Origin of the sequence: Vibrio sp. ZF 223 (genome assembly GCF_003050585.1) — a bacterium.
GTDB lineage: Bacteria > Pseudomonadota > Gammaproteobacteria > Enterobacterales > Vibrionaceae > Vibrio > Vibrio crassostreae.
The window spans coordinates 169,392-193,141 of record NZ_PIGB01000004.1 but is presented as its reverse complement, the minus strand read 5'-3'; the positions used below and the strand labels follow the sequence as shown (position 1 = coordinate 193,141).

Below are 23,750 nucleotides of genomic sequence, written 5' to 3'. Positions count from 1 at the left end.
CTCATGAAGAATGTAGTTCAAATTATCTTTATGTCGGGCTCTAAGTTTCTGCTCGTTTTTCGTCAAAACACAGAAGCGTTCGACCAATACTGGGGATTTCCTTCCGGAAGAATAGAGCAAGGGGAGTTGCCTCGGAGTGCAGCAGAACGAGAAGCGCGAGAAGAGGTTGCGGTTGACGCTGGGAACTTAACATTGTTCGCGATTGTCTCTGACCCGGAGCTACCCATTTGTCACTATTTCTACCTATGCCATGAATGGGCTGGCGATATACAGAATGCTGAGCCCCATTTATGCCAAGAGTTGCGTTGGTTTGACCGTGATGAGCTACCCGAAAATTGCACACCAATAACTTACTTAATCACTCAACAATTGAATGACACCGCGCTTACAAAAAACATAAAGCCTGAGATTAACCAACCCAAGCTTTGTGCGTAAGCCGTTCTGTGTTGAGTAACAGACTTTTCATTTAGGCTAGTGGCGTTGGGTATTAGTCAAACGTCACTTTGTACCAAAACTAAACACAATAACAGGGAAGATATGTTTACAGGTATTGTACAAACCGTTGCTAACATTGCTGAAGTCAGCGATAACAACGGAATAAGAACGTTCGTCATAGAGTTTCCAACAGGCTTTTGTCACGATTTGGAAATTGGTGCCAGTATCGCAATTGATGGCGTGTGTTTGACCGTTACTGAGTTGCTGTCCGATGTTCGAGTAAAGTTTGACGTCATGTTGCAAAGCCTATTAATTACTACGTTAAGCAATTATGAAGTCGGTCAATCAGTGAATGCTGAGAGGGCGGCAAGAGACGGTGCTGAAATTGGCGGTCACCCACTTTCTGGTCACGTTGATTTTAATGTCGCGATTATCCAAATATCCGAAATTGAAGATAACTACTGCGTGCGCTTAGCTCTTCCTGATGAGTGGAAAAGATATGTATTCCCAAAAGGTTATATTGCAATCAATGGGGCAAGCTTAACCGTTTCTGACGTTAATAAAGTCGAAGGGTGGTTTGAGGTTTGGCTGATCCCAGAAACCCGTCGAATGACCGTCTTTTCCTCGAAATCAGTAGGTAACTCCGTCAATATCGAAATCGAACGTGGTACTCAAGTCGTCGTCGACACGGTGCGTGATACTTTAAATGAAAACTTAGGTCCATTATTGCCTTTATTTGAGAAGTTACTGTCAGAGCAAGGTGTCGATCTAGATGCATTGGGTTATGAGCCTAATATATTGGGTTGTTCAAACGAACAAACTAATGCGGATTGGCACTCTAAAAAGGTGATCTATTGAGATGTTAGAAACGGCACGTACTCAAATTGAAACAATGGGTAAGCAACACGCAGCATCGCTTTTACAATATCATCTAGAAAATCGCTGCCATTTCACCTAAATACAAACGGAGACCGAATGTCAGATAAACATCTTTTTGTGATGGCTAAGATTACGCCAAAGCAAGAGTATTTTTAATCAACCAAGTCGGAGTTACTTGGTATGTTAGACGCGACTAGAAATGAATTAGGTTGTATCCAGTTTGAATTGCATGCTTCAGAGTGTGGTTGATACCTTTACCTTTACGAAGAATGGAAGAACAAGGTAGATCTCCACAACCATCATCAAGAACCCTATATACAAGATGTCGCCAAAAAATTTGAAGGTTGGCTTGCTGCCCCGACAGAAGTTTCATTAATGAACCAGTTATTTTGATACAACTCGACAGACTAGGAATTCTCAGCAAATGGAATACACATTAGATACCGAGCCATCAGATAGTGACATCAACGAAGTTCGCGCAGGCCTAATCAAGCACAATACGCCGTTTCTTGAAGGCATACCTAAATCTCAAGTCGGTTATTACGCCATGGAAGGGGATGTTAAGGTCGGTGGTGTTATTGCGGATCTTTGGGGAAACTGGCTATTAATCAAGTTTCTTTGGGTCGATGACTCAATGCGAGGAAAGCAGGTAGGCAGCCAGTTACTGCAACGATTAGAAGAGTACGCACAGTCCCAAGGCTGTACGTCATCACTGGTCGACACGTTAAGTTTTCAGGCCAAACCTTTTTATGAGAAGCATGGCTACCAATGCCAAATGGTGCTTGAGAATTACCCTCTAGACTCATCATTAGCGTTCCTCACCAAGTCGCTAACAGAGTAATCATATAGGGCAAGGATGAACACAAACAGACGCAAGGAAAGTGAAGTGATTAATATTCGAGAGATGTACATCGCCGATTATGATTCTGTGATTAACCTATGGTGCGAAACCGAAGGTATGAGTATTCGCGATGCAGATTCAAAACAGAGCATTTCGACTTATCTCGAGCGCAACCCTGGCTTGAGCTTCGTTGCGGAGTCTAAACAAGGCGTGGTTGGTGCGGTGTTAGTAGGGACGGATGGCCGTCGTGGCTATTTGCAGCATCTAGCGGTAAGTACTGAATTTAGAGGACAAAATCTAGGTTGCCAACTAGTAACTGAAGCGGTTAACGCATTGGCTGGGGTAGGTGTCCCCAAGACACATTTATTCGTGTATAACGATAATATTAACGCTCAGAAATTCTATGAAAAGTTAGGCTGGTTTCGACGTGATGAAGTGCGGATGTACTCGTTTAATAGCTCGAGTAACAGTAACGCCTAACGGTTCTATTTTGTCAGAAAAAGCAGCACATAACTAAAATCAGGTTAACCAAAGGAGCAAGATTTGCCTCATTGTATTATCGAACACTCGTCGACGATTAATGCCGAGCAACTGAACAATAAAGTGTTTTTAGGAGCACTTAACTCAGAGTTATTCGAAGCCTATGGGCGAGACATAAAAGTCCGAAGTATCGCTTATGAGAACTACCAAACGGGTACAGAAAAAGAAGATTTTATCCATGTGACTGTGCGTATATTGTCTGGTCGAAGTGACACAGACAAAGCAATGCTATCTGAGACAGTGATGACGCAATTGCTGTCTTTGTCCCTTAGTAGAGCATCGATCACCGTTGAGGTGGTTGATATGGACAGAAATAGTTATAGAAAGGTCGTTGTCTAACAGGCTGGACGTCGCATTTATACGGCTGATCTTTGTACGTTCACTCCAACTCGCTACAGGAATATTGGGAAATGTTATTTATCCATAAATCTCAACCTTTGGTTCATGGCCCAGAATTATGCTCTGAGCTGGCCGATTTTTTAGCTGACAATAAGAGTAAATTTGAGGAAAAACTGGTTCCAGACTTGTCGTACATTGATGATATGGCACATGTGGCCAACGGAATCAAAATAAAAAGCGTGCAACATGTGAATCATAACCAGTATCGTCTTGAATATGCGTTCGACTGGGAGCTATTCCTTGGATGTTCTGATAGAAATGAAACGGGCGTTGAAAATGGGCGTGTTCTGTTTATCTTGGAAGACGATAATAATCTTAATTTCGATTTTCCAGATAGGAGCTCTCGCGATACCTGTGACGAGTTTTAATTGACCAGTGAAGCACTGTCTTGAATTGATGTTGATTCTTTAGTTTTGGCATTAACGATATTCAATGAGTAACGCGATAAAATATTTCAGCCATTTAAGGCGAAGTTGGAATAGGAGTAGTAATGAAAATAGTAGAAGCAAAACACTCTGACTTAGAGAGTCTGTTCGTGTATCTGGATACACAGTTGTCAGAAATCGCATTAGAAGAAACACCGCTATTCCAACCAGTATCAAAGTCCGATTGTAAAATGTCGGAAGCACACAAGGCTCGCTTTTCTGATGGGTTTAAGTTTGAGTTTGGAGCGAACGGCTGGCGAAAAATTTGGTTAGCTAAAGATTCGAATGGTGCTATTCGTGGCCATATCGACTTGCGCTATCATAATGGCCATTACTGCTCTCACCGTGTGTTACTTGGTATGGGTGTCGACAGCAGCGTGAGAAAGCAAGGCTTAGGCTCCAAGCTAATGAATGTGGCGACTCAATACTGCCGAGAGAACGAAGCGATTGATTGGCTAGACCTCAACGTGTTGTCAAACAACCTTCCGGCTAAAAATCTTTATTTGAGAACAGGGTTTACGGTTGTCGGCGAAATGGAAGACTACTATCGAATTGATGGTCAGTCGGTGTCTGAATTAACAATGACGTTGGAGACGAAAGGGTAAAAGATCCAAGTCAATCAGGAGACTAACTTGAGCAGACCAATAGCAATTCTGATTTATGTCCCAAACGTAGAGCAGGGGCTCAGTTGGTATCAAGCGGCCTTTCCTGAGTCTGTCGCGACCTATCATCCGTCTTCTGACTTTACAACTCTAGATATCAATGGTTTTTCTATTGAGATTGTACAAGCGGATGAGAAAGTTGGCTCTGGCAAAAAGGGAACAGTCCTTTATTGGTCTACAGAGGATTTTGACAAGTCACTTTTGCATTTTCAGTTAATTGGGGCTCAGTTATACAGAGGTCCAATGGAGATCGAGGGCGGATTAACGATGTGCCAAGTCGAGGACCCTTTTGGAAATCTGATTGGTTTACGAGGCATTCGTAAAAATATCGCTTGTAATGAGACACGACTAGATAGCGAATAAAGGAATAACAATGATCACTATCGAAAGGCTTAATGATGCTCATATTGAGCAAGTTAACGAAATTCAGCTCGCAGATGAGCAGGTTAAATTCGCAGGAACAGCAGCGGACTTTCTATTAGACGGCAGCGAGACCACGCATCTACATATTATCAAAGATGGCAGTGAGGTGGTGGGCTTCTTTAAGCTGGATGTTGCTTACCCAGCTGGCTACAAATTTTGCCCTGAAGGTAGTATCGGCTTAAGGGCGTTTGCGCTTGATAACAACCAACAAGGAAAGGGGCTAGGTACTGGCGCGGTGAAAGCTCTATTTCCGTATCTAGCAGCCAATTACGAAGGGTATGATTGGATTTACTTAACGGTTAATTGTAAAAATCCCGCAGCTTATAACTGCTATGTTAAAGGTGGTTTTGAAGATACCAATGAACAGTACTTAGGCGGTGCCGCTGGCCCACAGTTCATTATGCGCGGAGCCATTGACGCTTAACTTAAATCTGTTTATCAAAAGGCAACTGGGAATCAAAGGAAAGGCCATGAAAGTTCAATATCTTGAAATTGTTACCTCTGAAGTAGATACGGTTTGTGCAACTTACGCGCAGATCTACGATGTGAAGTTTAGTGATGTGGATGTGAACTTAGGTGGTGCTCGTACCGCTAAGCTCTCTAATGGTGGAGTGATTGGTGTGAGGGGACCACTCCGTGAAACTGAGGAGCCAGTCGTTCGCCATTACACGTTGGTGAAAGACATTGAAGCCGCAGTAAACGCAGCTGAAAAGTTGGGTGCCGAAGTTGCCGTTCCACCAATAGAGTTACCACGTCACGGAATGTGTGCCATTGTCATTCAAAGTGGTGTTGAGCTCGGTTTTTGGCAGCTGTAGCTGGCCTTTTTACCAAAAGGTAAAATATAAAGCGGCATTTGTTCTAAGGAGGGAACATGTCAATTACATCCTATCCCCTCAACAAGGTACGTTATGAAACAAAATATTGTCCATATTGCACTTGTCGTAAAAGACTACGATGAAGCCCTAGATTTCTACGTAAACAAACTCAAGTTTGAACTTATCGAAGATACCTACTTACCAGAAGAAGATAAGCGTTGGGTTGTTGTTGCTCCACCTAATTCACACGGTGTAAGCCTACTATTGGCGAGAGCATCCAAGCCCGAGCAACTGGATTTTATCGGTAATCAAGCTGGTGGACGTGTATTCCTATTCCTAAATACTGATGATTTTTGGCGTGACTATGAACGTATGGTGTCTCTTGGAATCAAATTCGTTCGAGAGCCGAAAGAGCAAGGCTACGGCACAGTAGCGGTATTCGAAGACCTTTATGGAAACCTATGGGATCTTCTGCAATTAAATCCAGATCACCCAATGGCGAATCGATAAGCCTGTGCATCACTAAAACATCAATTCAAGTTAAGGAGCGTATCGTGGAAGAAATCAAAGGCATTTTGGAATTCATGGCTGAAGTGGAAAAGTTGAAGGATGTTCATAGACAAACGAAGCCAGTTGGTCTGGATCGCTATGAAAACTCCGCTGAGCATAGCTGGCATGTCTGTTTGAGTGCTCTGATGTTGAAAGACTATGCGAATGAAGAGATCGATATAACCCGAGTGATGAAGATGTTGCTGATACACGATCTCGGTGAAATCGATGCAGGTGACACGATCATCTATGCCAGTGAAACAGAAGAAAACAAACTTAAAGAGAGAAACTGTGTCGAGCGTTTACTTGAGTCATTGCCGAGCCATCTAAGATCCGAATATTTGGAGTTATGGCTAGAATTTGAAGCGGGTGAGTCACCGGAAGCAAGGTTCGGTAAAGCGATCGATAGAGTTCCCCCTTTACTTCATAACATCCATGGTGGCGGTCATAGCTGGAGGAAGCACAATATATCCAAAGATAAGGTACTGACATTTAACGGTGACCGTATTTCTAAAGGCAGTCATGCCTTATGGAAAGAGCTAGAAGTGCAACTTGAAGGTGCTGCGGACAAAGGGCTATTAAAGTAAAAGTTAATTTCATACCTTAGCGTAATAATAGCTTTAGTGGTTCAATGAGGGAAATCACGATGGTAACTGATTCAAGATGTATGGCACTTCTCGTACGTCTCATTTCTTTCTAATAAAACGCTATTGGACCACAATAAGTTCGAGAACCGAGTGATAAGTTGTTAGTATGCATCAACTTTATAAATATTAGTTGGTTTATATAAATGCTTGATAATAAGTATATTAAACACCCTTATCACTGTGAACAGTGTAACGCACTTACCCCGCACCTTGCTGTTAACGCTTCCGATGCTCAATCTAAAGCGGAAGCTGAATCTGAAAAGAACCAATGGAAGTTAGGCGTGTTGATGGAGTACCTGATGACGTTATTGTTTAAAGGTGACCATAATGTTCCCGGTATTTATGTCGACAGTGATTACGAATACCAGTGTGAAAAATGTGGGACTAAATCGTTGCATTAATTGGGTATGAAAATTTGATGTAAATCTCCTGACAACAATAAATATGAGTCAGAAATCACAAGGGACTGTATGGAAATCATATCCGAAATTGAAGTGTCTAAAGAGCAACATCAAGCCATTACTGACCTGAGAAATAACGCCTTCCCCGATCATCAGGTAGAGCGTTCTTATTATAAACAGCTCCCTCATATGCGAGCTCTAGAATACCGTGAAGGACGACTCGCAGGTTACCTTGGTCTTGATTACCGTATGATCAGTGTTGGTGACAGTGCGTACAAAGTATTAGGTGTTATTGATTTTTGTGTTGCTGAGAATGTCCGAGGGCAAAGTGTTGGTACATCTATGCTGTCTGAATTGGATGAGTATGCAAAGAATAGGGATGTCGATTTCATTATTTTGATATCAGACCTTCATGATTTCTATTCCTCACAAGGCTATGTCCAAACTCCAAGTACTAACTCTTGGTTAAGGCTTCATGAGCACCTTAGTTATGGCGTCGCTGTTGAAGAGATTAATGACCTATATGTAAAGTCATTGAACGGAAAGCAATGGTGTTTAGGGGATGTTGATTGGCTTGGCTATATGTATTAGCTCTCTTCTTTGAAGTGACTCCATGAGCTAACGAATGGAAGAACGCTTAGCTAAACTGATGATAATAAGACGCATTAGAAAAGTGATCCTCTCTGCAAACTGAGAATGGAAACGCGTCTATACTGACATGGGTTACGTCGCTGATTTTAGAGGTGGCGTTATGAATGTAAGTTTGAATAGGTTAAATCTCAGAGGTGACGATGAAAAAATTACTACCACTATGCGCCATTTTACTCTCGGCATCATTTTCAGCTGCGGCTTCTGATGGTTTGATTAAATACCAAAGTAATTACTCAGTGAAAGAGACTGCTGACCGCTTTGAAGAAATCGCCAAAAGCAAAGGCTTGACCTTGTTTGCGAGAATCGACCATCAGAAAAACGCGAGTAAGGTCGATCTTGAATTGAGACCAACCGAAGTCATCATCTTTGGTAACCCGAAAGTAGGGACACCATTAATGCAATGTGCTCAAGAAGTGGCGATAGATTTACCGCAGAAGGTGTTAGTCACTGAAGATTCTAGTAAGAAAGTATGGTTATCTTACAACGATCCTAATTACTTGGTAGAACGTCACGCGATCAATGGCTGTGACGAGTTAGTTAAGAAAATATCGGGCGTATTAAGCAAGCTATCGGAAGCGGCAGTGGCGAAAAAGAAAGCTAAATAACCAAGACCAATAAGCACTCATTAAGACTATTAGTGGGTGCGATATGACGATGATATCGCTCATTAGTCATTGTGTTGACAATTAAGCAACAATATATAAAAGTAGTTTTATGAAACTGAATTTAGCGCCATCTAACCAACGAATTATCATCATTCCATAGGAATGGTGGGATTGTTGATGCGTTTTGTTTATCGAACCCACCCGTAAGGTGGGTTTTTTGTATCTGTCTTATGGGTTTTATCTGAATAGAGAGGAAGTCATATGAAAAAGATCGCGGTTTTTGGCAAGCCTGGGAGTGGAAAGTCCACAGTCAGCAAAGCGTTAGCGCTAGCTACAGGTATAGAGCTTCACCAGTTGGACTCTATTGTTTATAAGGCCAGTGGAGAGTTTGTTGAACGTGAAGTATTCGAGCAGGCCCATGAGAGTATACTTAAGTCAGAAAGCTGGATCATTGATGGATTTGGCCCATTAGGTTCATTCAACGCACGTTTAGATGCCGCTGATACTTTGGTTTATATCGACCTTTCTTATCCCATTAGTTACTGGTTCGTCACAAAGCGAATGCTAAAAGGGATGTTCGTTAAACCTGAAGGCTGGCCTGATGGAAGTTCAGTTATAAAAGGTACGATACAAAGTTATAAGACACTAAAACTCTGCCCAAAATTTTGGAATGATGACTTTAGAGCGCGATTAGAATTTCACGCAAAAGTGAAAGAGGTTCACATAATCAGAAGCGTGAGTGAATTGAATAACTTTGTTCATCGACACGTGTAATGGTCATTAATGCCGCGCGTTGCTTTCAACGTTTTGGTTTGCTCATAACTTCATGAATATGTTTAGATTTAATTCAACGTGTGGCATATATGTCATATATGTGGTTTGTGCTTTGAATTAAGGCGATAGATATTATGTATGGAAGTGAGAAGACGAGAGCGTTCTGCTGTAACTGTAAGGAACTGACACTCCACAAGTACACTATGTTCAGTAACCAAGCCGAAAAAGCGCCACAACATGAAAAGAAGCCAGGGTTGCTTGGAATGATTTTATCGTCGCTATCTTCAAGTGGCGGAAACGGTGACTATAAATGTACAAAGTGTGGAACCAATTTACGTACACCAGACAACTTAGATTGAGTTTGGCTTATACAAATAAAAACGGGAAGACCTCAATGATCTTCCCGTTAGGTATTACTTAATTCATCGCGCTATTGGTAGTTTTAGTGAGAAGCCTTATGCGCAACACTTCTTGTATTTCTTACCGCTACCGCAAGAGCATGGATCATTACGGTTAGGGGTCTTTTCAAACGTCATCGTTTTTGGCTTGTTTAGTAGAGTATCAAGCTCGATGGTGTTCTCTTCTTTGTCCGCGTTTACTGTAACGGTAACGAAGATAGTATTTTCAGCAGCTAGTGCTTCGACTTCTGCTTTACGTGCGTCAGTTTGAACCATTACAGCAATTGGAGATTCTTCAGTACCCGCTTTCACATCGCGGTTTACGTTGTAGCCTGCAAGAACGTGGTTCTGTCTTGTTTCGATACGGCCTTTGAAAAATAGTTTCGACATTGGGTACTCATTAAAAATGTTGAAAGGCGCTATTTTTAATGGCGATAGCGCAATGGAGCGGGGATTATACGCATATATTGCAATTGATAAAGCAGTGATGTGAGTAAAGGCTGTTTGGTTTTTGCTCGCGAGCAACGGATTGTTATCTAGCTTTGCTCTGATTAGATAAATTTTGAAATTCAAGACAATAAGATTTCCCTTAATACGCTTTTGAATGATAAATTCAAATTGTTAATTTAAACAAAGAGATAGTGTATGAAATTAGATGCCATTCTATGGGATTATGATGGAACCTTAGTCAATTCTGTTCCCAAAAATATCGCGATTACCAAAGATATAATCTCTGCGGTTGCTCCACACTTGTCAGGTGATAATTTACCCAAATACTTGTTGAGTGAAGCGCTTTATCATGAAGCCAACCACGGCGCTAAAAACTGGCAAGCCTTATATGTCGATTATTACGGGTTATCACATGACGAAATGTTGATAGCGGGTGGAATGTGGGCCGAGCATCAAGAGAAAAATCAAACGCCAGTCGCGCTGTTTGATGGAATGGAAGTGGTGATTAGCCAGTTCGCCCATCTTCCTCATGGTATTTGCTCTCAAAACTCTCAATTGAATATTCGTGGTGTACTCGACAGTTATGGCATTGGTGATTTGTTTAAATCGGTTGTCGGTTATGACGACGTATCAAATGGCAACCAAAAACCGCATCCATTCGGTGGTATCAAGTGTGTTAAAAATATCTTTGATAAAGCGCAAACCGATGAACTCTGTTTGATGTATATCGGCGATCATGAAGCGGACACACAGTTTGCACGCAATATCGAAGCTGCACTTGGCGATAAAGCAAAAGTCATTGCGGTAGCAGCGGGTTATAGCCGCTCTGAACCCGAAAACTGGCAAACCAAACCCGATTACATTGCTAATAATGTCGATGATCTTTTAACGATCATTGGTAAATATGCTTAATCGCTTTTAACGGACTTGATAATTTAAGGAAGAATAATGACATCAAAAGACGTGGTATTAGGTTTTTGGGATGCAATGCGCACCAACGACTTTGCCAAAGCGGCCGAATGGCTAGCGGAAGATTTTCAAGGTTATTGGCCTCAGTCGTCTGAATTGACGGTAGGGCGTGATAACTTCACAGCGATCAACTCTGAATACCCAGCGAATGGGATTTGGAAGTTTGAGCTGAACTCGATTGTTTGCGAAGGTGATACTGTCGTGACAGATGTATCAGTGACGGACAGCGTATTAAACGATCGCGTGATTACCTTTCACACGGTTGTTGATGGTTTAATCCAAAAGCAAACTGAGTTTTGGCCAGATGGCTTTGCTGCACAAGAGTGGCGTGCAAAGTGGGTTCTGATAGCGAGCCCTAAATCACTTGAGTAACAAGGCCAAATGCAAGAACACGAAGCTCACAATAGAGTATGTGCATAACAACAATCAGATAAATAAAAGTCAGCGAGTTAGGAGATTTCATGAACAAGGTCGTAATCGTTACAGGCGGAAGCCGAGGCATTGGTGCCGCTACATCGAAGCTATTAGCAAAACAAGGCTATGCGGTGTGTGTCAATTTCATACACAATGAATCAAGAGCTGATGAACTGGTGAATGAGATACGCGATCAGGGCGGTACTGCTATCTGTGTGCGTGCCGATGTGTCAGTAGAGTCGGACGTAAAATCCCTGTTCGAGATTGCCCGTCATAAGCTTGGGCCGATTACCCACTTGGTCAATAACGCTGGCATCTTGTTTACCCAATCTGCATTAGAAGACATCGAGATTGATCGCTTTGAAAAGGTGATGAAATCAAATGTTTCAAGCTGCTTCTTATGCAGTAAAGCCTTTATTAAACAAGCTGATGGTGCGGGTTCGATTGTGAATGTATCGTCTGCCGCTTCTCGCACAGGCGCACCGTTTGAGTATGTGGATTACGCAGCATCGAAAGGTGCGATGGATTCATTGACCAAAGGGCTATCTCTTGAACTGGCTGCGCGTAATATTCGCGTTAACGGTGTTAGACCAGGCTGTATCTACACGGAGATGCACGCAGACGGCGGAGAGCCTGATCGCGTAGACAGACTAGCTTCGCAGCTACCGTTACAACGAGGTGGCACACCAGAAGAAGTCGCGAACTCTATCGCTTGGTTATTATCAGATGAAGCTTCATATGTCACTGGCTCATTTATTGATATTGCGGGCGGTCGATAGGGCTTAGGGGCTCTAAAATTAAGAGAACGTAGGCTCTAAAAAACGCTTGTGAAGAACCAAGCAACAAAAGTACCTAACTAAAAGAACGAAACTAAGAGTACAAACATGAAAAACTATTTTGAAAGCCCGTTTGTCGGCAAGTCACTCAAAGAACAAGTGACCAATCCTAATATCATTGTGGGCGAGCACAGTTATTACTCGGGTTACTACCATAACCACAGCTTTGATGACTGTGCGCGTTACCTTTTACCGGATAGAAGCGACATCGATAAGTTAATCATCGGTAGCTATTGCTCGATTGGTTCTGGCGCCGTGTTCATGATGGCGGGCAACCAAGGCCATCAAAACCAGTGGGTGAGTACATTCCCGTTTTTCTATCAAGAGGATGAGAAGTTTGAAGGTGCGATAGACGGCTTTGAACGCTCAGGCGACACTGTGATTGGTAACGATGTGTGGATCGGTACAGAAGCGATGATTATGAGCGGTGTTAAGGTCGGTGATGGGGCTATCATTGCAAGTCGAGCGGTTGTGACTAAAGACGTTGCACCATACTCGATTGTCGGTTCGAACCCAGCACGCCACATTCGATACCGCTTTAGCGAAGCGGAAATTACACAGCTACTAGAAATGAAATGGTGGGAATGGAGCGAAGAGCAAATCAAAGGTGCAATGTCGCTGATGTGTTCTTCAGATATCGGCGGACTTTACCAATACTGGAAGGCGCTCAAGTAGTCGCCTTCCCGATATAGCTTCGCGTGAAAATATATTCCCACATGATGTTTATACAAGAATACTCAAACAAGTGAAAACTTACTGAATTGCTTCTACGTACGTCAGAATATCCAGAGCATCTTGCTTTGTGATCACACCTTGCCACGCTGGCATGCCTTGCTCTACATCGCCTTCTAAAATGTCATCCGCCAAAGAACTTGGACTGGTAAAAAAGCCGCTCAATTTATTAGCGATGTTAGCGGGCTTGTGTGGCAATGAAGCGGCTGTAGGCCCGTCTCCGTGACCTTTGTCGCCATGACACACCTGACAAAGCTGTCGATATTTGGTCTTGCCGTTGGCGAAGTGGCTCGCATCGACTTCTGAGGCAGCACTCGCACTAAACGCCATCATTGAAGCGACTAAACCCAACAAAGCTAACACGTGTAACTGGTTGATGTATTTCATTGTTTTATTCTCGATTGTTATTTAACGGTGCAAGAATAAATAAGCGTGAGTAAAAGAAACGTGAATGACTACAGCGAGACTAAACTTAACTTAAATTCGCTTATGTGATTAAAGGTAAGCAATGTGATCTAGGTAAATGATTGATTATAAACAGTTTGCATAGTACAGCGTGCCGCATTAGCGTGATGGATGAATGGGAGGCATTATGATTAGTTGCAGTGATTACGATTATATTGAAATTGTGTGTATGCACCGGTACCCAATTAAGCTGACTTTGAATTCTGGTGAATGGGTTGAAGGTGTTGCTTTAGATACTAAGCGTAACCAAGACCGAGAAGAGTGCATCAAGCTAAGTGTTGAAGGTCGAGAACAACTTGTTGTGTTGACTGAAATTATCGAATTAGAAGTGTGTGTCGACAACCCTCATTTTAAGCAAATATCTTTCAAAACGTCATAGGGTGACATATGAATAATTCAATAGAACAAGGCTACTGCACATCTTGTCGTGAACGCACGCAACACGTTGTTGTTTTGGTTAGAAAGGAAAGTGCATTTGCAGGCAAGCCAAACCAAAAGCGACATGAATTTATCGCAGGCGTAATTAAAGGGTGGTTTTTGGGGCCTTTTATCGCCTCTATGGATGAGTTTTCTCGTCATGTTGTGTGTGAAAAGTGCGGACACAAAGAGATTCAAGATTAGAATTCGATTCAACGCGTACTGAACCTTCTGGTTTAAGAAAATGGCTTAGGAAATAGAAGAGTGAAAGAACAAATATTAGAAGCGATAAAAGCATATGGTTTTTCGGTAAGAACCAACAATACCGATGAGGTTGATCCGGCTAAGGCGCAAATTGGGCAATTGTGGCAAGGCTTTTTCGAACAAGCTTTTCCTAAGCTGACCCCAGACTCAAAGGTATACGGCGTTTACACCAACTACGAGTCAGATTTTACGGGCGAGTTTGATGTTATCGCGTGTACCAATGCGCTTACCGATAATAGTTTAGATAATCTAGTTGAAACCAATATCGAAGCAGGCAAGTACTTAACGTTTTCTGCTGAGGGTGAATTACCGCAAGCTGTGATCGACCTATGGGGTGAAGTGTGGGCGTATTTCAACGCAGCAGACTGCCCACATGTTCGAGCTTACACAACAGATTTCGAATTCTACAAAGGTGAAACTGAAGTCGAGATTTCGATTGCGATTAAGTGATTGGTTTAAAATGAACAAAAGGCTTAGCTTAGACTGTGGTCGCTAGTTAAGAGACAGTAGTTACCGGTAAAGAGACAACGGAAACCCAGTTAAGCCTTTGAATATCTGCTCATTACAAAGAAGATACAGTGTCACGTACTTACCTTGATTACTACGCTTTCTCTATCCTTGAATTACCATTATCCACCAAAAAGACAATCGTGCTTGGTTTCATTCCACAAAGGGTATTGCTTCATTACTTGGGTGTAGAGCTTACTTTCGAGATGCGCTCTTAACCAACGTCCTACGTTTTGATATTCCGATTTCACAAACCACTTCTTTTCGACTCGCACAAACTGGCTGACAAAAGGCATCACCGCAAAATCGGCCAAGCTTGGGGTTTCTCCAAAAAAGTAGGGCTGATCGGTGAGTCGCGCTTCCAGCTGACTAATGAAGGTTTCGCAGGCTTGTCGGCGTTGTTCAACATCGATGTTTCGGTAACGAACCGATGCACGATACTTTTCTAAATAGCTAATAAATTCTTCATCGTTGGTTTTAATGAGTTGCTGCACTTGTTCGCTAAGTATTGGCTCACTTGAACGCAGAAGATCTTGAGGATCGTTCTGTTGAAGTGCCCAGTTCATCACATCCAAGCTTTGTTCAATGACTTGTCCGTTGGGTAACACCAATACCGGTACTGTCCCTTTTGGCGAACTGGCTAATAGTTCGCTAGGCTTGTCTTTGGTAATGATTTCTCGAAGTAACACTTTTTGCTGTGATAGTGCGATGCCCATTCGTCCGCGCATTGCATAAGGGCAACGGCGCAAAGAATAAAGGATAGGTAGATCGGATTCGTTCGGCATTATTGAGGTCATTTAGTTTGAAAAGTGTTGTACGGTGGTAAAGAGATCGTGATGTGGGTAGAATACGCGGCTTAAAAATTATAAGTAAGTGAGCGACTTCAAAAATGAGCAGAAAAATTGAGTTATTAGCCCCAGGTGGCGATGTAGAAGCGATAAAAGCCGCCATCGTAGCGGGTGCTAATGCAGTTTATTGTGGTTTAGACACATTCAACGCTCGTAACAGAGCCTCTAACCTATCGTTAGACGAATTGAATGGTGTGATTCGCCTTGCTCATGAATACGGCTGTGAAGTGTTCCTGACTCTTAACGTTGTGCTACTGGAGCACGAGACTAAGAGCATCACCAAACTGCTGAACCAGCTTGTGAACACCAAAGTCGATGGCATCATTGTTCAAGACTTGGGTTTATTCAACCTGGTTAAGAAGCATTTCCCATCGTTAGACGTTCACGCGTCGACTCAGTTAACTACGCACAACGAAGGCCAGATTAAGTTCTTGTCTAAGATTGGCGCGACGCGCGTTAACTTGTCTCGTGAGTTGAACCTGCCTGAAATCAAGATGCTGACGGAAGTGGCACACGATCACGATGTACTAACCGAAGTGTTCGTACACGGCGCTCTGTGTATCGCATTCTCTGGTCAATGTTACTCAAGCTCAGTAAGTGTGGGTAACTCAGGTAACCGTGGTCGTTGCAGCCAAGCGTGTCGTGATGAATACGAAATCACCAATGCAGGCAACAAGTTCCCACTCAACCTGAAAGATAACTCAGCATACTACGACCTACCTGAATTGGTTGACGCGAAAGTCGACTCACTGAAAGTAGAAGGCCGTATTAAAGGCGCACACTACGTTTACACCGTGGTAGACACATGGCGTAAACAGATTGATAGCTTTGTAGAAAGTGGTTTGTTGATCGAAGACGATTCGAACCTGCACAAAGTATTCAACCGTGATTTCACCAACTCTTTCCTAAAGGGCAACCTAACGAAAGACATGTTCATCGATAACCCGCGCGACAACAGCATGAACTACGCTGTTGAGAAAGCGACGGAGCAGAACAACGAAATCTCAGTAGTACAAATTCAAGAAGTGACCAACGAACTTCACCAAGCGAAAGACGTTCTTGGTAACGAAATGCGTGACAAGATCGAGTTCCTTGATATTCGTAAGACACCAGTAGCCCTGTCGTTCAGTGCAAAAGTGGGTCAACCATTTACGGTGACTGTGAACACGCCAAAAGAGAACTTTACCCTTCAATCTAAATCGCTATTGAAAGCGGTTGAAGAGAAGGCTATTACTCAAGAGCTACTTGAGAAGCGATTCAAAAACGTGAAGAGTGCGGTTCACACACTAGAGAGCCACGACTTCAGTGAAGTGGATGCGGGCTTGCTGATTCCTCTTAAAGAGGTTTCGGATCTGAAAGACGAGATCGACTTCATTCTGAACGGTTCTGTGGAAGTGATTAAGCACGTTGAAGTGTCTGCACTGCCTCAACACCCTAAAGTGAACGAGAAGCCGACTATGTCGATGCTTATCGCTGACGTTGAAGACTTACACCTATGTGATGTGACTGACGCGGATGTTTACTTCAAACTGCCAGAAAGCTTCAAGAAGCGTTGTAACAAATACATCGACATCTTGGCAGCAAACCCACGTTTGATTCCTTGGTTCCCAGCGGTATTGATCGGTAAAGATTACGACGAAGCGGTTCGTATTCTAGAAGAGATCAAGCCAGCTCGCATCGTGACTAACAACACGGGTATTGCTTACAAAGCTTATGAGATGGGAATTGAGTGGGTTGCAGGCCCGTTCATGAACACAACCAACTCTCACGCACTGGTTACTTTGAAAGAAGAGCTTAACTGTGCTGGCGCATTCATTTCGAACGAGATCAACAAAGGTCAGATTCGTCATATTCGTCGCCCAGAGAACTTCAAACTGTTCTACAGCATTTACCACCCAATCTTGATGATGACTAGCCGTCAGTGTTTCTTCCAAAGAACAGTGGGTTGTAACAAGCCAAGTATTGAAGCGGGTTGTATGTTGAAGTGTGAGAAAGCAACCACGATTACCAACGTGAAAGGCATCTCTTTCGCGGTTGATAAACAGAAGGGTGGCTACCCAAGCATTTACAACCACGAGCAGTTCTTGAACCATGACGCAGTGACAGATTTCTCTGGTCTGTTCGACGAGTTCTTCATTGACCTAACCAACATCGGTGCAGGTTCTAAAGAAGTGAAAGATAAAGTCGAGCTTATCAAGCATTTCGAAGCGCTACTTAACGGCGTTGAAGGTTCACAACAGAACCTAGAGCAGATGGTTGAAGTTAGAACTAACGCTCAATACGTCCAAGGTCTATAGGGTTCAAGGTTTATAACGCTTAAACGTGTAACTGCTTATAAACACTTTGAACCAATAAACACAAGGCCACTCAATCGAGTGGCCTTTTTAATGTCTGAAACTTTCTGAGTCTTTCTCAATCAGCGAATACGTTATTCTGTCACGGCTTCTTGTTTGAAGCATGGGCTTTTCAACGTGTTCATCTTTTCGATTTCATTGGTTAAGCGTAACGAGAGCAGGGCTTTTTGGTTTGAAGCAAAATCAAACATCACGATAGTTGCGGTGCCGATGGTCGTCAGTTTCTGCTGAGCCTTACTGACAATCGCGTATTCCATAGTGAACCGGTCATCTTGAATGTCGGTAACACGTGAGCCAACCATCAAGGTATCTGGATACGTGACTGGGCGGAAATACTTACAGTAAGTGTCACCTAGAACAGGACCAACTTTGGTAATCGCCATCTCTTCCATTAGCTCGACGTGTTTGAAAAAATCTAAGCGAGCGGTTTCGAAATAGCGAAAATATACGGCGTTGTTAACGTGATTGAGTGCGTCCATTTCTCCCCAAGCGACAGGGATTTCTGTTACTACCGGGTAGTCAGATAATAGTGCTTCCATGCGAACTCTCTTATGCTTATCTGTGTAATTAACGTTATCGACTTACCCTTCATCGGGATAAGTTGTTATTGGAATAAAAACCCTACCGCCAAATTAACAAAACTGCAACACGTGTGATTCAAGTTTTTGAAGCTCGAAACCACACAATGTCAGTCACTTAGTTACACCTGCACGCAATGGTTAGGCACTAAGGTGTTTGAATTGCAGCTCAACCAAGCGTTGGTACAATTCGCAGCTATTGATGAGAGACTGGTGGTCGCCGATGTCTACTAGCTGTCCTTTATCGAGCACCGCAATCTGGTCGGCGTGTTTAATTGTTGATAATCGATGGGCGATAATGATCGTCGTTCTGCCACGCATTAACTCTTCTAACGCTTGTTGTACGTGATGCTCACTTTCACTGTCTAGTGCACTGGTTGCTTCATCCAACAATAGAATATTCGGATCTTTCAAGATGGCACGAGCGATAGCAATACGCTGTCTCTGTCCACCAGAAAGCCTTACACCACGCTCACCAAGAAAGCTGTTGTAGCCATCTGGTAGGTTCTGAATAAACTCGTGCGCGTGTGCTTTCTTAGCCGCTTCGATAACTTGCTCGTCTGTTGCCTGCGGGTTGCCGTAGCGAATGTTATGGAACACATCATTACTGAACAGAGCAGGTTGCTGCGGCACCAATGCCATCTGCTTTCTTAGCTCGTTAGGATCAAACTGATTTAGTTCAACGCCGCCTAACGTCACTTTACCCACTTGTGGGTCGTAGAAACGTTGCAGCAGCTCGAATAGGGTGGTTTTACCTGCGCCAGATGGGCCAACCAATGCCAATACTTTGCCTTCATGGGCAGTGAGCGTGAGGTTGCTTGTTGCGGGCTGGTCCGGTCTTGATGGGTAACAGAAGGTCACATCATCAAATGCGACTTCTGGCGTTACGTTAGCAAGCGAAGTTGGATTCGCAACTGGTGCAACAATATGGCTTTCAACTTGTAGGATCTCGATTAATCGCTCGGTCGCACCTGCCGCACGTTGCAGTTCGCCCATCACTTCAGAGATCGTACCTAATGACGAAGCAACCATGATTGCGTAGAACACAAACGCGGCTAAATCACCTGCTGACATAGTGCCGTTGATGACATCACTGCCGCCAACCCAAAGCATGCCTGCAATAGCACTAAATACAATCACGATAACGCCAGAGATAAGAATCGCGCGTTGTTTTACTCGCTGGCGACCAATCTCATAAGCCTTTTCAACTTCTACCGCGAATGACGATTTCTCTTGCTCTTCTCTGCTGTAGCTTTGCACAGTTTTAATGTGTTCAATCGCTTCACCTGCATAAGAACCCACATCAGACATTGAATCTTGGCTTTGGCGAGATAGGGCTCTTACACGACGCCCGTAGACAAGAATAGGAATCAAGATAAACGGCACCGAGGCCAATACAATCAACGTCAGCTTAATATTGGTAGCAAACAGCATGATGATTGCACCAACACACATCAACGCGCTGCGCATCGCCATAGAGAAAGATGAACCAATGATGCTTTGAAGCAGAGTGGTGTCCGTTGTGATGCGCGACATGATGTCGCCACTGCCATTGGTTTCGAAGTAACTCGGATGCAGCGTCACGACATGATTGAAAACCGATAAGCGAATGTCCGCACTCACACGTTCCCCAACAGAAGAAACCAAATAGAAGCGGAAGAAAGTACCAATCGAGATTAACACGACCACGACCATGATGAATTGAATCGCGCTGCCTAAATCTGAGAGTGATTGTTGGCTGAAACCTTGGTCGATGAGAAGACGAATACCGTGTCCGACGGAAAGGGTTAAGCTTGCCGTGAAGATCAACGCGATCAACGCTGCAATAACACGACCTTTATAAGGCTTAATGAATTTACTGAGCTCAAACAAAATACTGAGGCTTTTTTTCTCAGGTTTGGCATCGGGATTCTTTTGAGTCTGTCGCTGGTTTGAGTCGAGCGTAGAAGAGACATCGTTTTGCATATGACTGCCTTAATGTGTTGTCGCTTTAAAAATAGATGGCTTATTACTTATTGCTTATGGTTTATGACTTATTGCCTGTACTGCGCGTTGTTCGCTGGGAAGTAATTGCTATTGAGAATAGAACCCATTAAAGCATTTATTGCGCTGTGACGCTCCCTAGGAAACTCAATTTCCAATATTTCCTCACCTCTAAATGAATAATTCGAAACGACCTGAAAGGAAAACTAAGCATTCTGATTCAGTCAGCTCGATACCAAAGCAGGGGATTTACCCCTAATTTTTATGCAAGTAAATTGGCGTTTATAGGAGAGTGCACTCATAAGTTACCAATCGAACGATGATTTATAAATTGATAGCGAAACGATTGCTTTTTGTCTCGATATTAACTTTATCAATGACTTGCAACTTTTGGTTGTAAGACCAGTTATAGCGACTGTTTTTTGTGCAATGTTTGTTACAAAAATTCAACAAAGTAGTTTTTTATACATTTTTCTTGCATAAAACCTCGGATTGAATAGAATAACCAACAAATGACAATTAATGCAGTATTGTGGCATGAGTATTCAAGTAAAGAGCATCAACAAATCATACGGTGATACCCAAGTTCTTCACGACATCAGTTTCGACTGTGAGAGTGGCGAAACCTTGGTATTGCTTGGCCCAAGCGGCGCGGGCAAGAGTTCATTACTGCGTGTATTGAACCTGCTAGAAATCGCGGACAACGGCGAGTTAGACATTGCGAACGAGCAATTCGACTTTTCAAGCCAAATCCAAGAGAAGCAAGGGCTTAAACTTCGTCGTAAAGTCGGCATGGTGTTCCAGCAATACAACTTATGGCCACACATGACGGTGATGGAGAACTTGATTGAAGCACCAACCAAAGTGGCGGGTTTGGATAAGCAAGAAGCGATTAAGCAAGCTCAAGAAGTACTAAAGACACTTCAACTTGCTGACAAAGCAGACGCTTGGCCACTTCAACTGTCTGGTGGTCAGCAACAACGTGTTGCGATTGCTCGTGCTCTTATGATGAAGCCAGATGTATTGCTGTTCGACGAACCAACGGCAGCACTCGACCCAGAGATCACCAACCAAGTTGTTAGCATCATCAAAGAGCTAAGCGGCACTGGGATCACTCAGGTTGTTGTGACTCACGAAGTTGATTTCGCCAAGAAGATTGCAAGCCATGTTCTTTACCTTGAGAAGGGTTACATCGTGGAACACGGTACCAACGACGCATTTATTAACCCGCAGACTCCAGAGTTTGCTGAGTATCTTACTCATTAAGTAAGTCAGTTATTAAAAGAAAGTTGACTCACTAGATTTAGCTAAACACAACATCAATTAAAACAATCAAATTATAAGAATGGCCACAGGCCGCTATTACACAGTATTCGGAGTAACAAAATGAAAAAGATTCTACTAGCTTCACTTATCGGCCTTGCTTCTTTCAACGCAGCAGCTCAAGAAGAAATCAAATTCGCAATGGAAGCAACTTACGCACCATTCGAATACATGGATGAGAACAACCAAATCCAAGGTTTTGATGTAGATCTAGCAAACGCACTTTGTGAAGAGATGAAAGCGACATGTACTTTCCACAACCAAGCGTTCGATAGCTTGATCCCTGCACTTAAATTCAAACGTTACGATGCCGCTATCTCAGCAATGGACATCACTGAAGCGCGTCTTCAACAAGTAAACTTCTCTAACGCTTACTACGATAACTCTGCAGCATTCATCTCTTTCGAAGGCAAAGTAGCAGACCAAGCCGCTCTAGAAGGCAAGCGTGTTGGTGTTCAAAATGGTTCGACTCACCAGAGCTACCTACTTGAGCAAATGACTGGCGTAACAGCAGTACCTTACTCAAGCTACCAAGATGCATTCATCGACATGAAGAACGGTCGTATCGATTCTGTATTCGGTGACACAGCTGTTGTAGCTGAATGGTTCAAGAAAGAAGACAACCTAACGTACGTTGGCGGCCAAGTAACAAACCAAGAGTACTTCGGTAACGGCTTTGGTATCGCAGTAAACAAGAGCAACCAAGAGCTTGTAGACCAGCTTAACGTTGCACTGGCAGCAGTGAAAGCGAACGGCGAATACGACAAGATCTTCAACAAGTACTTCGGTAAGTAATTTATGGAATTAACGGGTTACTCTTTAGGGCTCGTCGAAGCAAGCTGGATGACTGTTCAGCTTGCGTTCGTAAGCCTATTGGTTGGATTGGTTCTAGCAGTTTTGTTTGCAAGTGGTGAGATGTCTCGTCGTATCGCAATCAAATGGCCAACGACTGCATTTGTGACGATTGTTCGTGGTTTACCAGAAATTCTGGTCGTACTGTTTATCTACTTTGGTTCGACACAAGTTCTGTTCATGATCACTGGCGATTTCATAGAAGTGAGCCCGTTCTTATCTGGTGTTGTTGCACTGTCACTTATTTTTGCTTCTTACGCTTCGCAAACCTTGCGTGGTGCTTTGAAAGCAGTAAGCAAAGGGCAGAGAGAAGCAGCAAGCGCGCTTGGTATTTCTCAGTCTCGTGCATTCTTTCGTATTGTGTTACCTCAAGCGGTAAGACACGCACTGCCAGGATTAACCAACCAATGGTTAGTGTTATTGAAAGACACAGCGTTAGTTTCGCTGATTGGTGTAACAGATTTGCTGAAACAAGCACAACTAACATCAGCGGCAACGCACGAAGCATTTACTTGGTACGCGACAGCAGCAGCAATCTACTTGGTCATCACTTTAATCACACAAAGACTAGTAAAAGTGATTGATGGTAAGTTCTCTATTCAAGGTTTGGGTAACAAAGGGGCAATGGCATGAATCAACAATACCTCTCTCAAATGCTTGAAGGCTTAGCGACCAGTATTCAACTCACAGGCGCTTCACTGCTTGTTGGTTGTATCTTGTCATTGCTGATGACGGTTACGCTAATCCTAAGAATACCAGCCATTCACTGGTTCACTCGCGGCATCATCACGCTGTTCACTGGCACACCATTATTGGTGCAGATCTTCTTGGTGTATTACGGCCCGGGTCAGTTCGATTGGATTCGTGAAAGCTTCATGTGGGCTTGGTTAAGCCAGCCTTGGTTCTGTGCGATGCTAGCATTAGCTTTGAACACCGCCGCATACAGCACGCTACTGTTCAGAGGTGCGTTCAACGCGATTCCAGCAGGGCAGTGGGAAGCATGTCGCGCGCTAGGCATGGACAAAATCGCAACGCTTAAAGTGTTACTGCCATACGCTTTGCGCCGTGCTGTTCCAGCTTATTCGAACGAAGTGATTCTAGTCTTCAAAGGTACGTCACTGGCAAGCACCATCACCATCATGGATTTGATGGGCTACGCTCAGCGTATCAACGGCCAAACCTACGACACGCTCACCGTGTTCGGCATTGCTGGCGCATTTTACTTAGCAGTGAACGGCATACTAACGCTGATCTTCCGTCAGGTAGAGAAAAAAGCCCTCGCATTCGAAGCCGCGTAAGCTAGCTACTCACAAG

General features: G+C 43.4%; 34 protein-coding genes. 29 read left to right on the top strand and 5 right to left on the bottom strand.

Annotated elements, in window-relative coordinates; translation table 11 throughout:
* Positions 1–3 precede the first annotated feature (3 nt).
* The 17 genes from CWO13_RS10720 (at position 4) to CWO13_RS23685 (ending at position 9,405) form a co-directional block, all read left to right on the top strand.
* On the top strand, positions 4–435 hold the full coding sequence (locus CWO13_RS10720; protein WP_108021198.1) for an NUDIX domain-containing protein: 432 nt from the start codon (positions 4–6) through the stop codon (positions 433–435).
* Between the two features lie 102 nt (positions 436–537).
* A complete protein-coding gene (locus CWO13_RS10715) occupies positions 538–1,293 on the top strand; it encodes a riboflavin synthase subunit alpha (protein ID WP_102479153.1) in 756 nt (251 codons plus the stop codon).
* 445 nt (positions 1,294–1,738) lie between these two features.
* Entirely contained in the window at positions 1,739–2,155 is a 417-nt protein-coding gene (locus CWO13_RS10705) for a GNAT family N-acetyltransferase (protein WP_108082911.1), read from the top strand.
* A gap of 45 nt (positions 2,156–2,200) precedes the next feature.
* Positions 2,201–2,635, top strand: coding sequence for a GNAT family N-acetyltransferase (locus CWO13_RS10700; RefSeq protein ID WP_102442708.1), 435 nt, complete (start codon positions 2,201–2,203; stop codon positions 2,633–2,635).
* 63 nt (positions 2,636–2,698) lie between these two features.
* Positions 2,699–3,034: a 5-carboxymethyl-2-hydroxymuconate Delta-isomerase gene (locus CWO13_RS10695; RefSeq protein ID WP_108082910.1), complete on the top strand. Its 336-nt coding sequence runs from the start codon at positions 2,699–2,701 to the stop codon at positions 3,032–3,034.
* A gap of 71 nt (positions 3,035–3,105) precedes the next feature.
* Positions 3,106–3,462 carry a hypothetical protein gene (locus tag CWO13_RS10690; RefSeq protein WP_102431837.1) on the top strand — a complete coding sequence of 119 codons (357 nt, stop codon included), beginning with the start codon at positions 3,106–3,108 and terminating at the stop codon, positions 3,460–3,462.
* Positions 3,463–3,584: 122 nt separating this feature from the next.
* Positions 3,585–4,124 (top strand): GNAT family N-acetyltransferase, encoded by a 540-nt coding sequence (locus CWO13_RS10685; protein WP_108082909.1) that lies wholly within the window; start codon positions 3,585–3,587, stop codon positions 4,122–4,124.
* Between the two features lie 27 nt (positions 4,125–4,151).
* Positions 4,152–4,544 (top strand): VOC family protein, encoded by a 393-nt coding sequence (locus CWO13_RS10680; RefSeq protein ID WP_102431839.1) that lies wholly within the window; start codon positions 4,152–4,154, stop codon positions 4,542–4,544.
* A 10-nt stretch (positions 4,545–4,554) separates the two neighbouring features.
* The gene (locus tag CWO13_RS10675) at positions 4,555–5,028 is read left to right on the top strand and encodes a GNAT family N-acetyltransferase (RefSeq protein ID WP_102431840.1); all 474 of its coding nucleotides are present in this window, start codon (positions 4,555–4,557) and stop codon (positions 5,026–5,028) included.
* A 46-nt stretch (positions 5,029–5,074) separates the two neighbouring features.
* A complete protein-coding gene (locus CWO13_RS10670; protein ID WP_102479150.1) occupies positions 5,075–5,419 on the top strand; it encodes a VOC family protein in 345 nt (114 codons plus the stop codon).
* A 93-nt stretch (positions 5,420–5,512) separates the two neighbouring features.
* A complete protein-coding gene (locus CWO13_RS10665; protein WP_102431842.1) occupies positions 5,513–5,929 on the top strand; it encodes a VOC family protein in 417 nt (138 codons plus the stop codon).
* A 44-nt stretch (positions 5,930–5,973) separates the two neighbouring features.
* Positions 5,974–6,555 (top strand): HD domain-containing protein, encoded by a 582-nt coding sequence (locus CWO13_RS10660; protein WP_108082908.1) that lies wholly within the window; start codon positions 5,974–5,976, stop codon positions 6,553–6,555.
* A gap of 203 nt (positions 6,556–6,758) precedes the next feature.
* Positions 6,759–7,016: a hypothetical protein gene (locus CWO13_RS10655; protein ID WP_108082907.1), complete on the top strand. Its 258-nt coding sequence runs from the start codon at positions 6,759–6,761 to the stop codon at positions 7,014–7,016.
* 69 nt (positions 7,017–7,085) lie between these two features.
* Positions 7,086–7,607: a GNAT family N-acetyltransferase gene (locus CWO13_RS10650; RefSeq protein WP_108082906.1), complete on the top strand. Its 522-nt coding sequence runs from the start codon at positions 7,086–7,088 to the stop codon at positions 7,605–7,607.
* Positions 7,608–7,807: 200 nt separating this feature from the next.
* Positions 7,808–8,272 (top strand): DUF302 domain-containing protein, encoded by a 465-nt coding sequence (locus CWO13_RS10645; protein ID WP_102431847.1) that lies wholly within the window; start codon positions 7,808–7,810, stop codon positions 8,270–8,272.
* Between the two features lie 261 nt (positions 8,273–8,533).
* Positions 8,534–9,046, top strand: a complete 513-nt coding sequence (locus CWO13_RS10640) for an adenylate kinase (protein ID WP_102431848.1) — start codon at positions 8,534–8,536, stop codon at positions 9,044–9,046.
* A gap of 134 nt (positions 9,047–9,180) precedes the next feature.
* Positions 9,181–9,405, top strand: a complete 225-nt coding sequence (locus tag CWO13_RS23685) for a hypothetical protein (protein ID WP_048658671.1) — start codon at positions 9,181–9,183, stop codon at positions 9,403–9,405.
* A gap of 96 nt (positions 9,406–9,501) precedes the next feature.
* Here CWO13_RS23685 and CWO13_RS10630 read toward each other — a convergent pair whose 3' ends face one another.
* The gene (locus CWO13_RS10630; RefSeq protein ID WP_048658672.1) at positions 9,502–9,834 is read right to left on the bottom strand and encodes a PBPRA1643 family SWIM/SEC-C metal-binding motif protein; all 333 of its coding nucleotides are present in this window, start codon (positions 9,832–9,834) and stop codon (positions 9,502–9,504) included.
* A 255-nt stretch (positions 9,835–10,089) separates the two neighbouring features.
* On the opposite strand from CWO13_RS10630, the gene CWO13_RS10625 reads away from it, so the two are divergent.
* From CWO13_RS10625 to catB, 4 genes are all read left to right on the top strand, one after another.
* Entirely contained in the window at positions 10,090–10,806 is a 717-nt protein-coding gene (locus tag CWO13_RS10625; protein ID WP_102431849.1) for an HAD family hydrolase, read from the top strand.
* A gap of 36 nt (positions 10,807–10,842) precedes the next feature.
* Positions 10,843–11,235, top strand: a complete 393-nt coding sequence (locus CWO13_RS10620) for a nuclear transport factor 2 family protein (protein WP_108082905.1) — start codon at positions 10,843–10,845, stop codon at positions 11,233–11,235.
* Positions 11,236–11,324: 89 nt separating this feature from the next.
* Positions 11,325–12,056, top strand: coding sequence for an SDR family oxidoreductase (locus tag CWO13_RS10615; RefSeq protein ID WP_086715650.1), 732 nt, complete (start codon positions 11,325–11,327; stop codon positions 12,054–12,056).
* Positions 12,057–12,161: 105 nt separating this feature from the next.
* Positions 12,162–12,788: a type B chloramphenicol O-acetyltransferase gene (catB, locus tag CWO13_RS10610; RefSeq protein WP_108082904.1), complete on the top strand. Its 627-nt coding sequence runs from the start codon at positions 12,162–12,164 to the stop codon at positions 12,786–12,788.
* 78 nt (positions 12,789–12,866) lie between these two features.
* Here catB and CWO13_RS10605 read toward each other — a convergent pair whose 3' ends face one another.
* Positions 12,867–13,232 (bottom strand): c-type cytochrome, encoded by a 366-nt coding sequence (locus tag CWO13_RS10605; RefSeq protein WP_102431853.1) that lies wholly within the window; start codon positions 13,230–13,232, stop codon positions 12,867–12,869.
* Between the two features lie 205 nt (positions 13,233–13,437).
* On the opposite strand from CWO13_RS10605, the gene CWO13_RS10600 reads away from it, so the two are divergent.
* From CWO13_RS10600 to CWO13_RS10590, 3 genes are read left to right on the top strand one after another with little or no spacing between them, the layout of a single operon-like run.
* Positions 13,438–13,689 (top strand): Rho-binding antiterminator, encoded by a 252-nt coding sequence (locus tag CWO13_RS10600; protein ID WP_048658678.1) that lies wholly within the window; start codon positions 13,438–13,440, stop codon positions 13,687–13,689.
* An 8-nt stretch (positions 13,690–13,697) separates the two neighbouring features.
* Positions 13,698–13,931 (top strand): hypothetical protein, encoded by a 234-nt coding sequence (locus CWO13_RS10595; RefSeq protein WP_102266822.1) that lies wholly within the window; start codon positions 13,698–13,700, stop codon positions 13,929–13,931.
* A 60-nt stretch (positions 13,932–13,991) separates the two neighbouring features.
* Positions 13,992–14,441: a GyrI-like domain-containing protein gene (locus CWO13_RS10590; protein WP_102431854.1), complete on the top strand. Its 450-nt coding sequence runs from the start codon at positions 13,992–13,994 to the stop codon at positions 14,439–14,441.
* Between the two features lie 179 nt (positions 14,442–14,620).
* Here the strand turns inward: CWO13_RS10590 and CWO13_RS10585 are convergent, their stop codons facing one another.
* Positions 14,621–15,283, bottom strand: coding sequence for a glutathione S-transferase (locus CWO13_RS10585; protein ID WP_102431855.1), 663 nt, complete (start codon positions 15,281–15,283; stop codon positions 14,621–14,623).
* A 104-nt stretch (positions 15,284–15,387) separates the two neighbouring features.
* Here CWO13_RS10585 and CWO13_RS10580 point away from each other — a divergent pair, with 104 nt between their 5' ends.
* Complete coding sequence (locus CWO13_RS10580) at positions 15,388–17,643, top strand: peptidase U32 family protein (protein ID WP_102431856.1); 2,256 nt, start codon at positions 15,388–15,390, stop codon at positions 17,641–17,643.
* A gap of 131 nt (positions 17,644–17,774) precedes the next feature.
* Here CWO13_RS10580 and CWO13_RS10575 read toward each other — a convergent pair whose 3' ends face one another.
* Positions 17,775–18,239: an acyl-CoA thioesterase gene (locus CWO13_RS10575; RefSeq protein ID WP_048664989.1), complete on the bottom strand. Its 465-nt coding sequence runs from the start codon at positions 18,237–18,239 to the stop codon at positions 17,775–17,777.
* A gap of 180 nt (positions 18,240–18,419) precedes the next feature.
* Positions 18,420–20,243 carry an ABC transporter ATP-binding protein/permease gene (locus CWO13_RS10570; RefSeq protein ID WP_102431857.1) on the bottom strand — a complete coding sequence of 608 codons (1,824 nt, stop codon included), beginning with the start codon at positions 20,241–20,243 and terminating at the stop codon, positions 18,420–18,422.
* Between the two features lie 555 nt (positions 20,244–20,798).
* Here CWO13_RS10570 and artP point away from each other — a divergent pair.
* The 4 genes from artP (at position 20,799) to artM (ending at position 23,734) form a co-directional block, all read left to right on the top strand.
* The gene (gene artP, locus CWO13_RS10565; protein ID WP_048658777.1) at positions 20,799–21,527 is read left to right on the top strand and encodes an arginine ABC transporter ATP-binding protein ArtP; all 729 of its coding nucleotides are present in this window, start codon (positions 20,799–20,801) and stop codon (positions 21,525–21,527) included.
* A 120-nt stretch (positions 21,528–21,647) separates the two neighbouring features.
* Positions 21,648–22,379 (top strand): lysine/arginine/ornithine ABC transporter substrate-binding protein, encoded by a 732-nt coding sequence (locus CWO13_RS10560; RefSeq protein ID WP_102431858.1) that lies wholly within the window; start codon positions 21,648–21,650, stop codon positions 22,377–22,379.
* Positions 22,380–22,382: 3 nt separating this feature from the next.
* Positions 22,383–23,069 (top strand): arginine ABC transporter permease ArtQ, encoded by a 687-nt coding sequence (gene artQ / locus CWO13_RS10555; protein WP_017061822.1) that lies wholly within the window; start codon positions 22,383–22,385, stop codon positions 23,067–23,069.
* Complete coding sequence (artM, locus tag CWO13_RS10550) at positions 23,066–23,734, top strand: arginine ABC transporter permease ArtM (protein ID WP_102431859.1); 669 nt, start codon at positions 23,066–23,068, stop codon at positions 23,732–23,734. Before artQ ends, artM begins: the two co-directional genes overlap by 4 nt.
* Positions 23,735–23,750: the final 16 nt, after the last annotated feature.

Coding starts and splice junctions, on each gene's coding strand:
- CWO13_RS10570 (WP_102431857.1), bottom strand. CDS start 20,243: ATGCAAAACGATGTCTCTTCTACGCTCGACTCAAACCAGCGACAGACT.
- CWO13_RS10645 (WP_102431847.1), top strand. CDS start 7,808: ATGAAAAAATTACTACCACTATGCGCCATTTTACTCTCGGCATCATTT.
- CWO13_RS10580 (WP_102431856.1), top strand. CDS start 15,388: ATGAGCAGAAAAATTGAGTTATTAGCCCCAGGTGGCGATGTAGAAGCG.
- CWO13_RS10560 (WP_102431858.1), top strand. CDS start 21,648: ATGAAAAAGATTCTACTAGCTTCACTTATCGGCCTTGCTTCTTTCAAC.
- CWO13_RS10600 (WP_048658678.1), top strand. CDS start 13,438: ATGATTAGTTGCAGTGATTACGATTATATTGAAATTGTGTGTATGCAC.
- artP (WP_048658777.1), top strand. CDS start 20,799: ATGAGTATTCAAGTAAAGAGCATCAACAAATCATACGGTGATACCCAA.
- catB (WP_108082904.1), top strand. CDS start 12,162: ATGAAAAACTATTTTGAAAGCCCGTTTGTCGGCAAGTCACTCAAAGAA.
- CWO13_RS10625 (WP_102431849.1), top strand. CDS start 10,090: ATGAAATTAGATGCCATTCTATGGGATTATGATGGAACCTTAGTCAAT.
- CWO13_RS10650 (WP_108082906.1), top strand. CDS start 7,086: ATGGAAATCATATCCGAAATTGAAGTGTCTAAAGAGCAACATCAAGCC.
- CWO13_RS23685 (WP_048658671.1), top strand. CDS start 9,181: ATGTATGGAAGTGAGAAGACGAGAGCGTTCTGCTGTAACTGTAAGGAA.
- CWO13_RS10685 (WP_108082909.1), top strand. CDS start 3,585: ATGAAAATAGTAGAAGCAAAACACTCTGACTTAGAGAGTCTGTTCGTG.
- CWO13_RS10655 (WP_108082907.1), top strand. CDS start 6,759: ATGCTTGATAATAAGTATATTAAACACCCTTATCACTGTGAACAGTGT.
- artQ (WP_017061822.1), top strand. CDS start 22,383: ATGGAATTAACGGGTTACTCTTTAGGGCTCGTCGAAGCAAGCTGGATG.
- CWO13_RS10640 (WP_102431848.1), top strand. CDS start 8,534: ATGAAAAAGATCGCGGTTTTTGGCAAGCCTGGGAGTGGAAAGTCCACA.
- CWO13_RS10620 (WP_108082905.1), top strand. CDS start 10,843: ATGACATCAAAAGACGTGGTATTAGGTTTTTGGGATGCAATGCGCACC.
- CWO13_RS10575 (WP_048664989.1), bottom strand. CDS start 18,239: ATGGAAGCACTATTATCTGACTACCCGGTAGTAACAGAAATCCCTGTC.
- CWO13_RS10605 (WP_102431853.1), bottom strand. CDS start 13,232: ATGAAATACATCAACCAGTTACACGTGTTAGCTTTGTTGGGTTTAGTC.
- CWO13_RS10670 (WP_102479150.1), top strand. CDS start 5,075: ATGAAAGTTCAATATCTTGAAATTGTTACCTCTGAAGTAGATACGGTT.
- CWO13_RS10715 (WP_102479153.1), top strand. CDS start 538: ATGTTTACAGGTATTGTACAAACCGTTGCTAACATTGCTGAAGTCAGC.
- CWO13_RS10720 (WP_108021198.1), top strand. CDS start 4: ATGAAGAATGTAGTTCAAATTATCTTTATGTCGGGCTCTAAGTTTCTG.
- CWO13_RS10585 (WP_102431855.1), bottom strand. CDS start 15,283: ATGCCGAACGAATCCGATCTACCTATCCTTTATTCTTTGCGCCGTTGC.
- CWO13_RS10675 (WP_102431840.1), top strand. CDS start 4,555: ATGATCACTATCGAAAGGCTTAATGATGCTCATATTGAGCAAGTTAAC.
- CWO13_RS10705 (WP_108082911.1), top strand. CDS start 1,739: ATGGAATACACATTAGATACCGAGCCATCAGATAGTGACATCAACGAA.
- CWO13_RS10630 (WP_048658672.1), bottom strand. CDS start 9,834: ATGTCGAAACTATTTTTCAAAGGCCGTATCGAAACAAGACAGAACCAC.
- CWO13_RS10595 (WP_102266822.1), top strand. CDS start 13,698: ATGAATAATTCAATAGAACAAGGCTACTGCACATCTTGTCGTGAACGC.
- CWO13_RS10690 (WP_102431837.1), top strand. CDS start 3,106: ATGTTATTTATCCATAAATCTCAACCTTTGGTTCATGGCCCAGAATTA.
- CWO13_RS10615 (WP_086715650.1), top strand. CDS start 11,325: ATGAACAAGGTCGTAATCGTTACAGGCGGAAGCCGAGGCATTGGTGCC.
- CWO13_RS10665 (WP_102431842.1), top strand. CDS start 5,513: ATGAAACAAAATATTGTCCATATTGCACTTGTCGTAAAAGACTACGAT.
- artM (WP_102431859.1), top strand. CDS start 23,066: ATGAATCAACAATACCTCTCTCAAATGCTTGAAGGCTTAGCGACCAGT.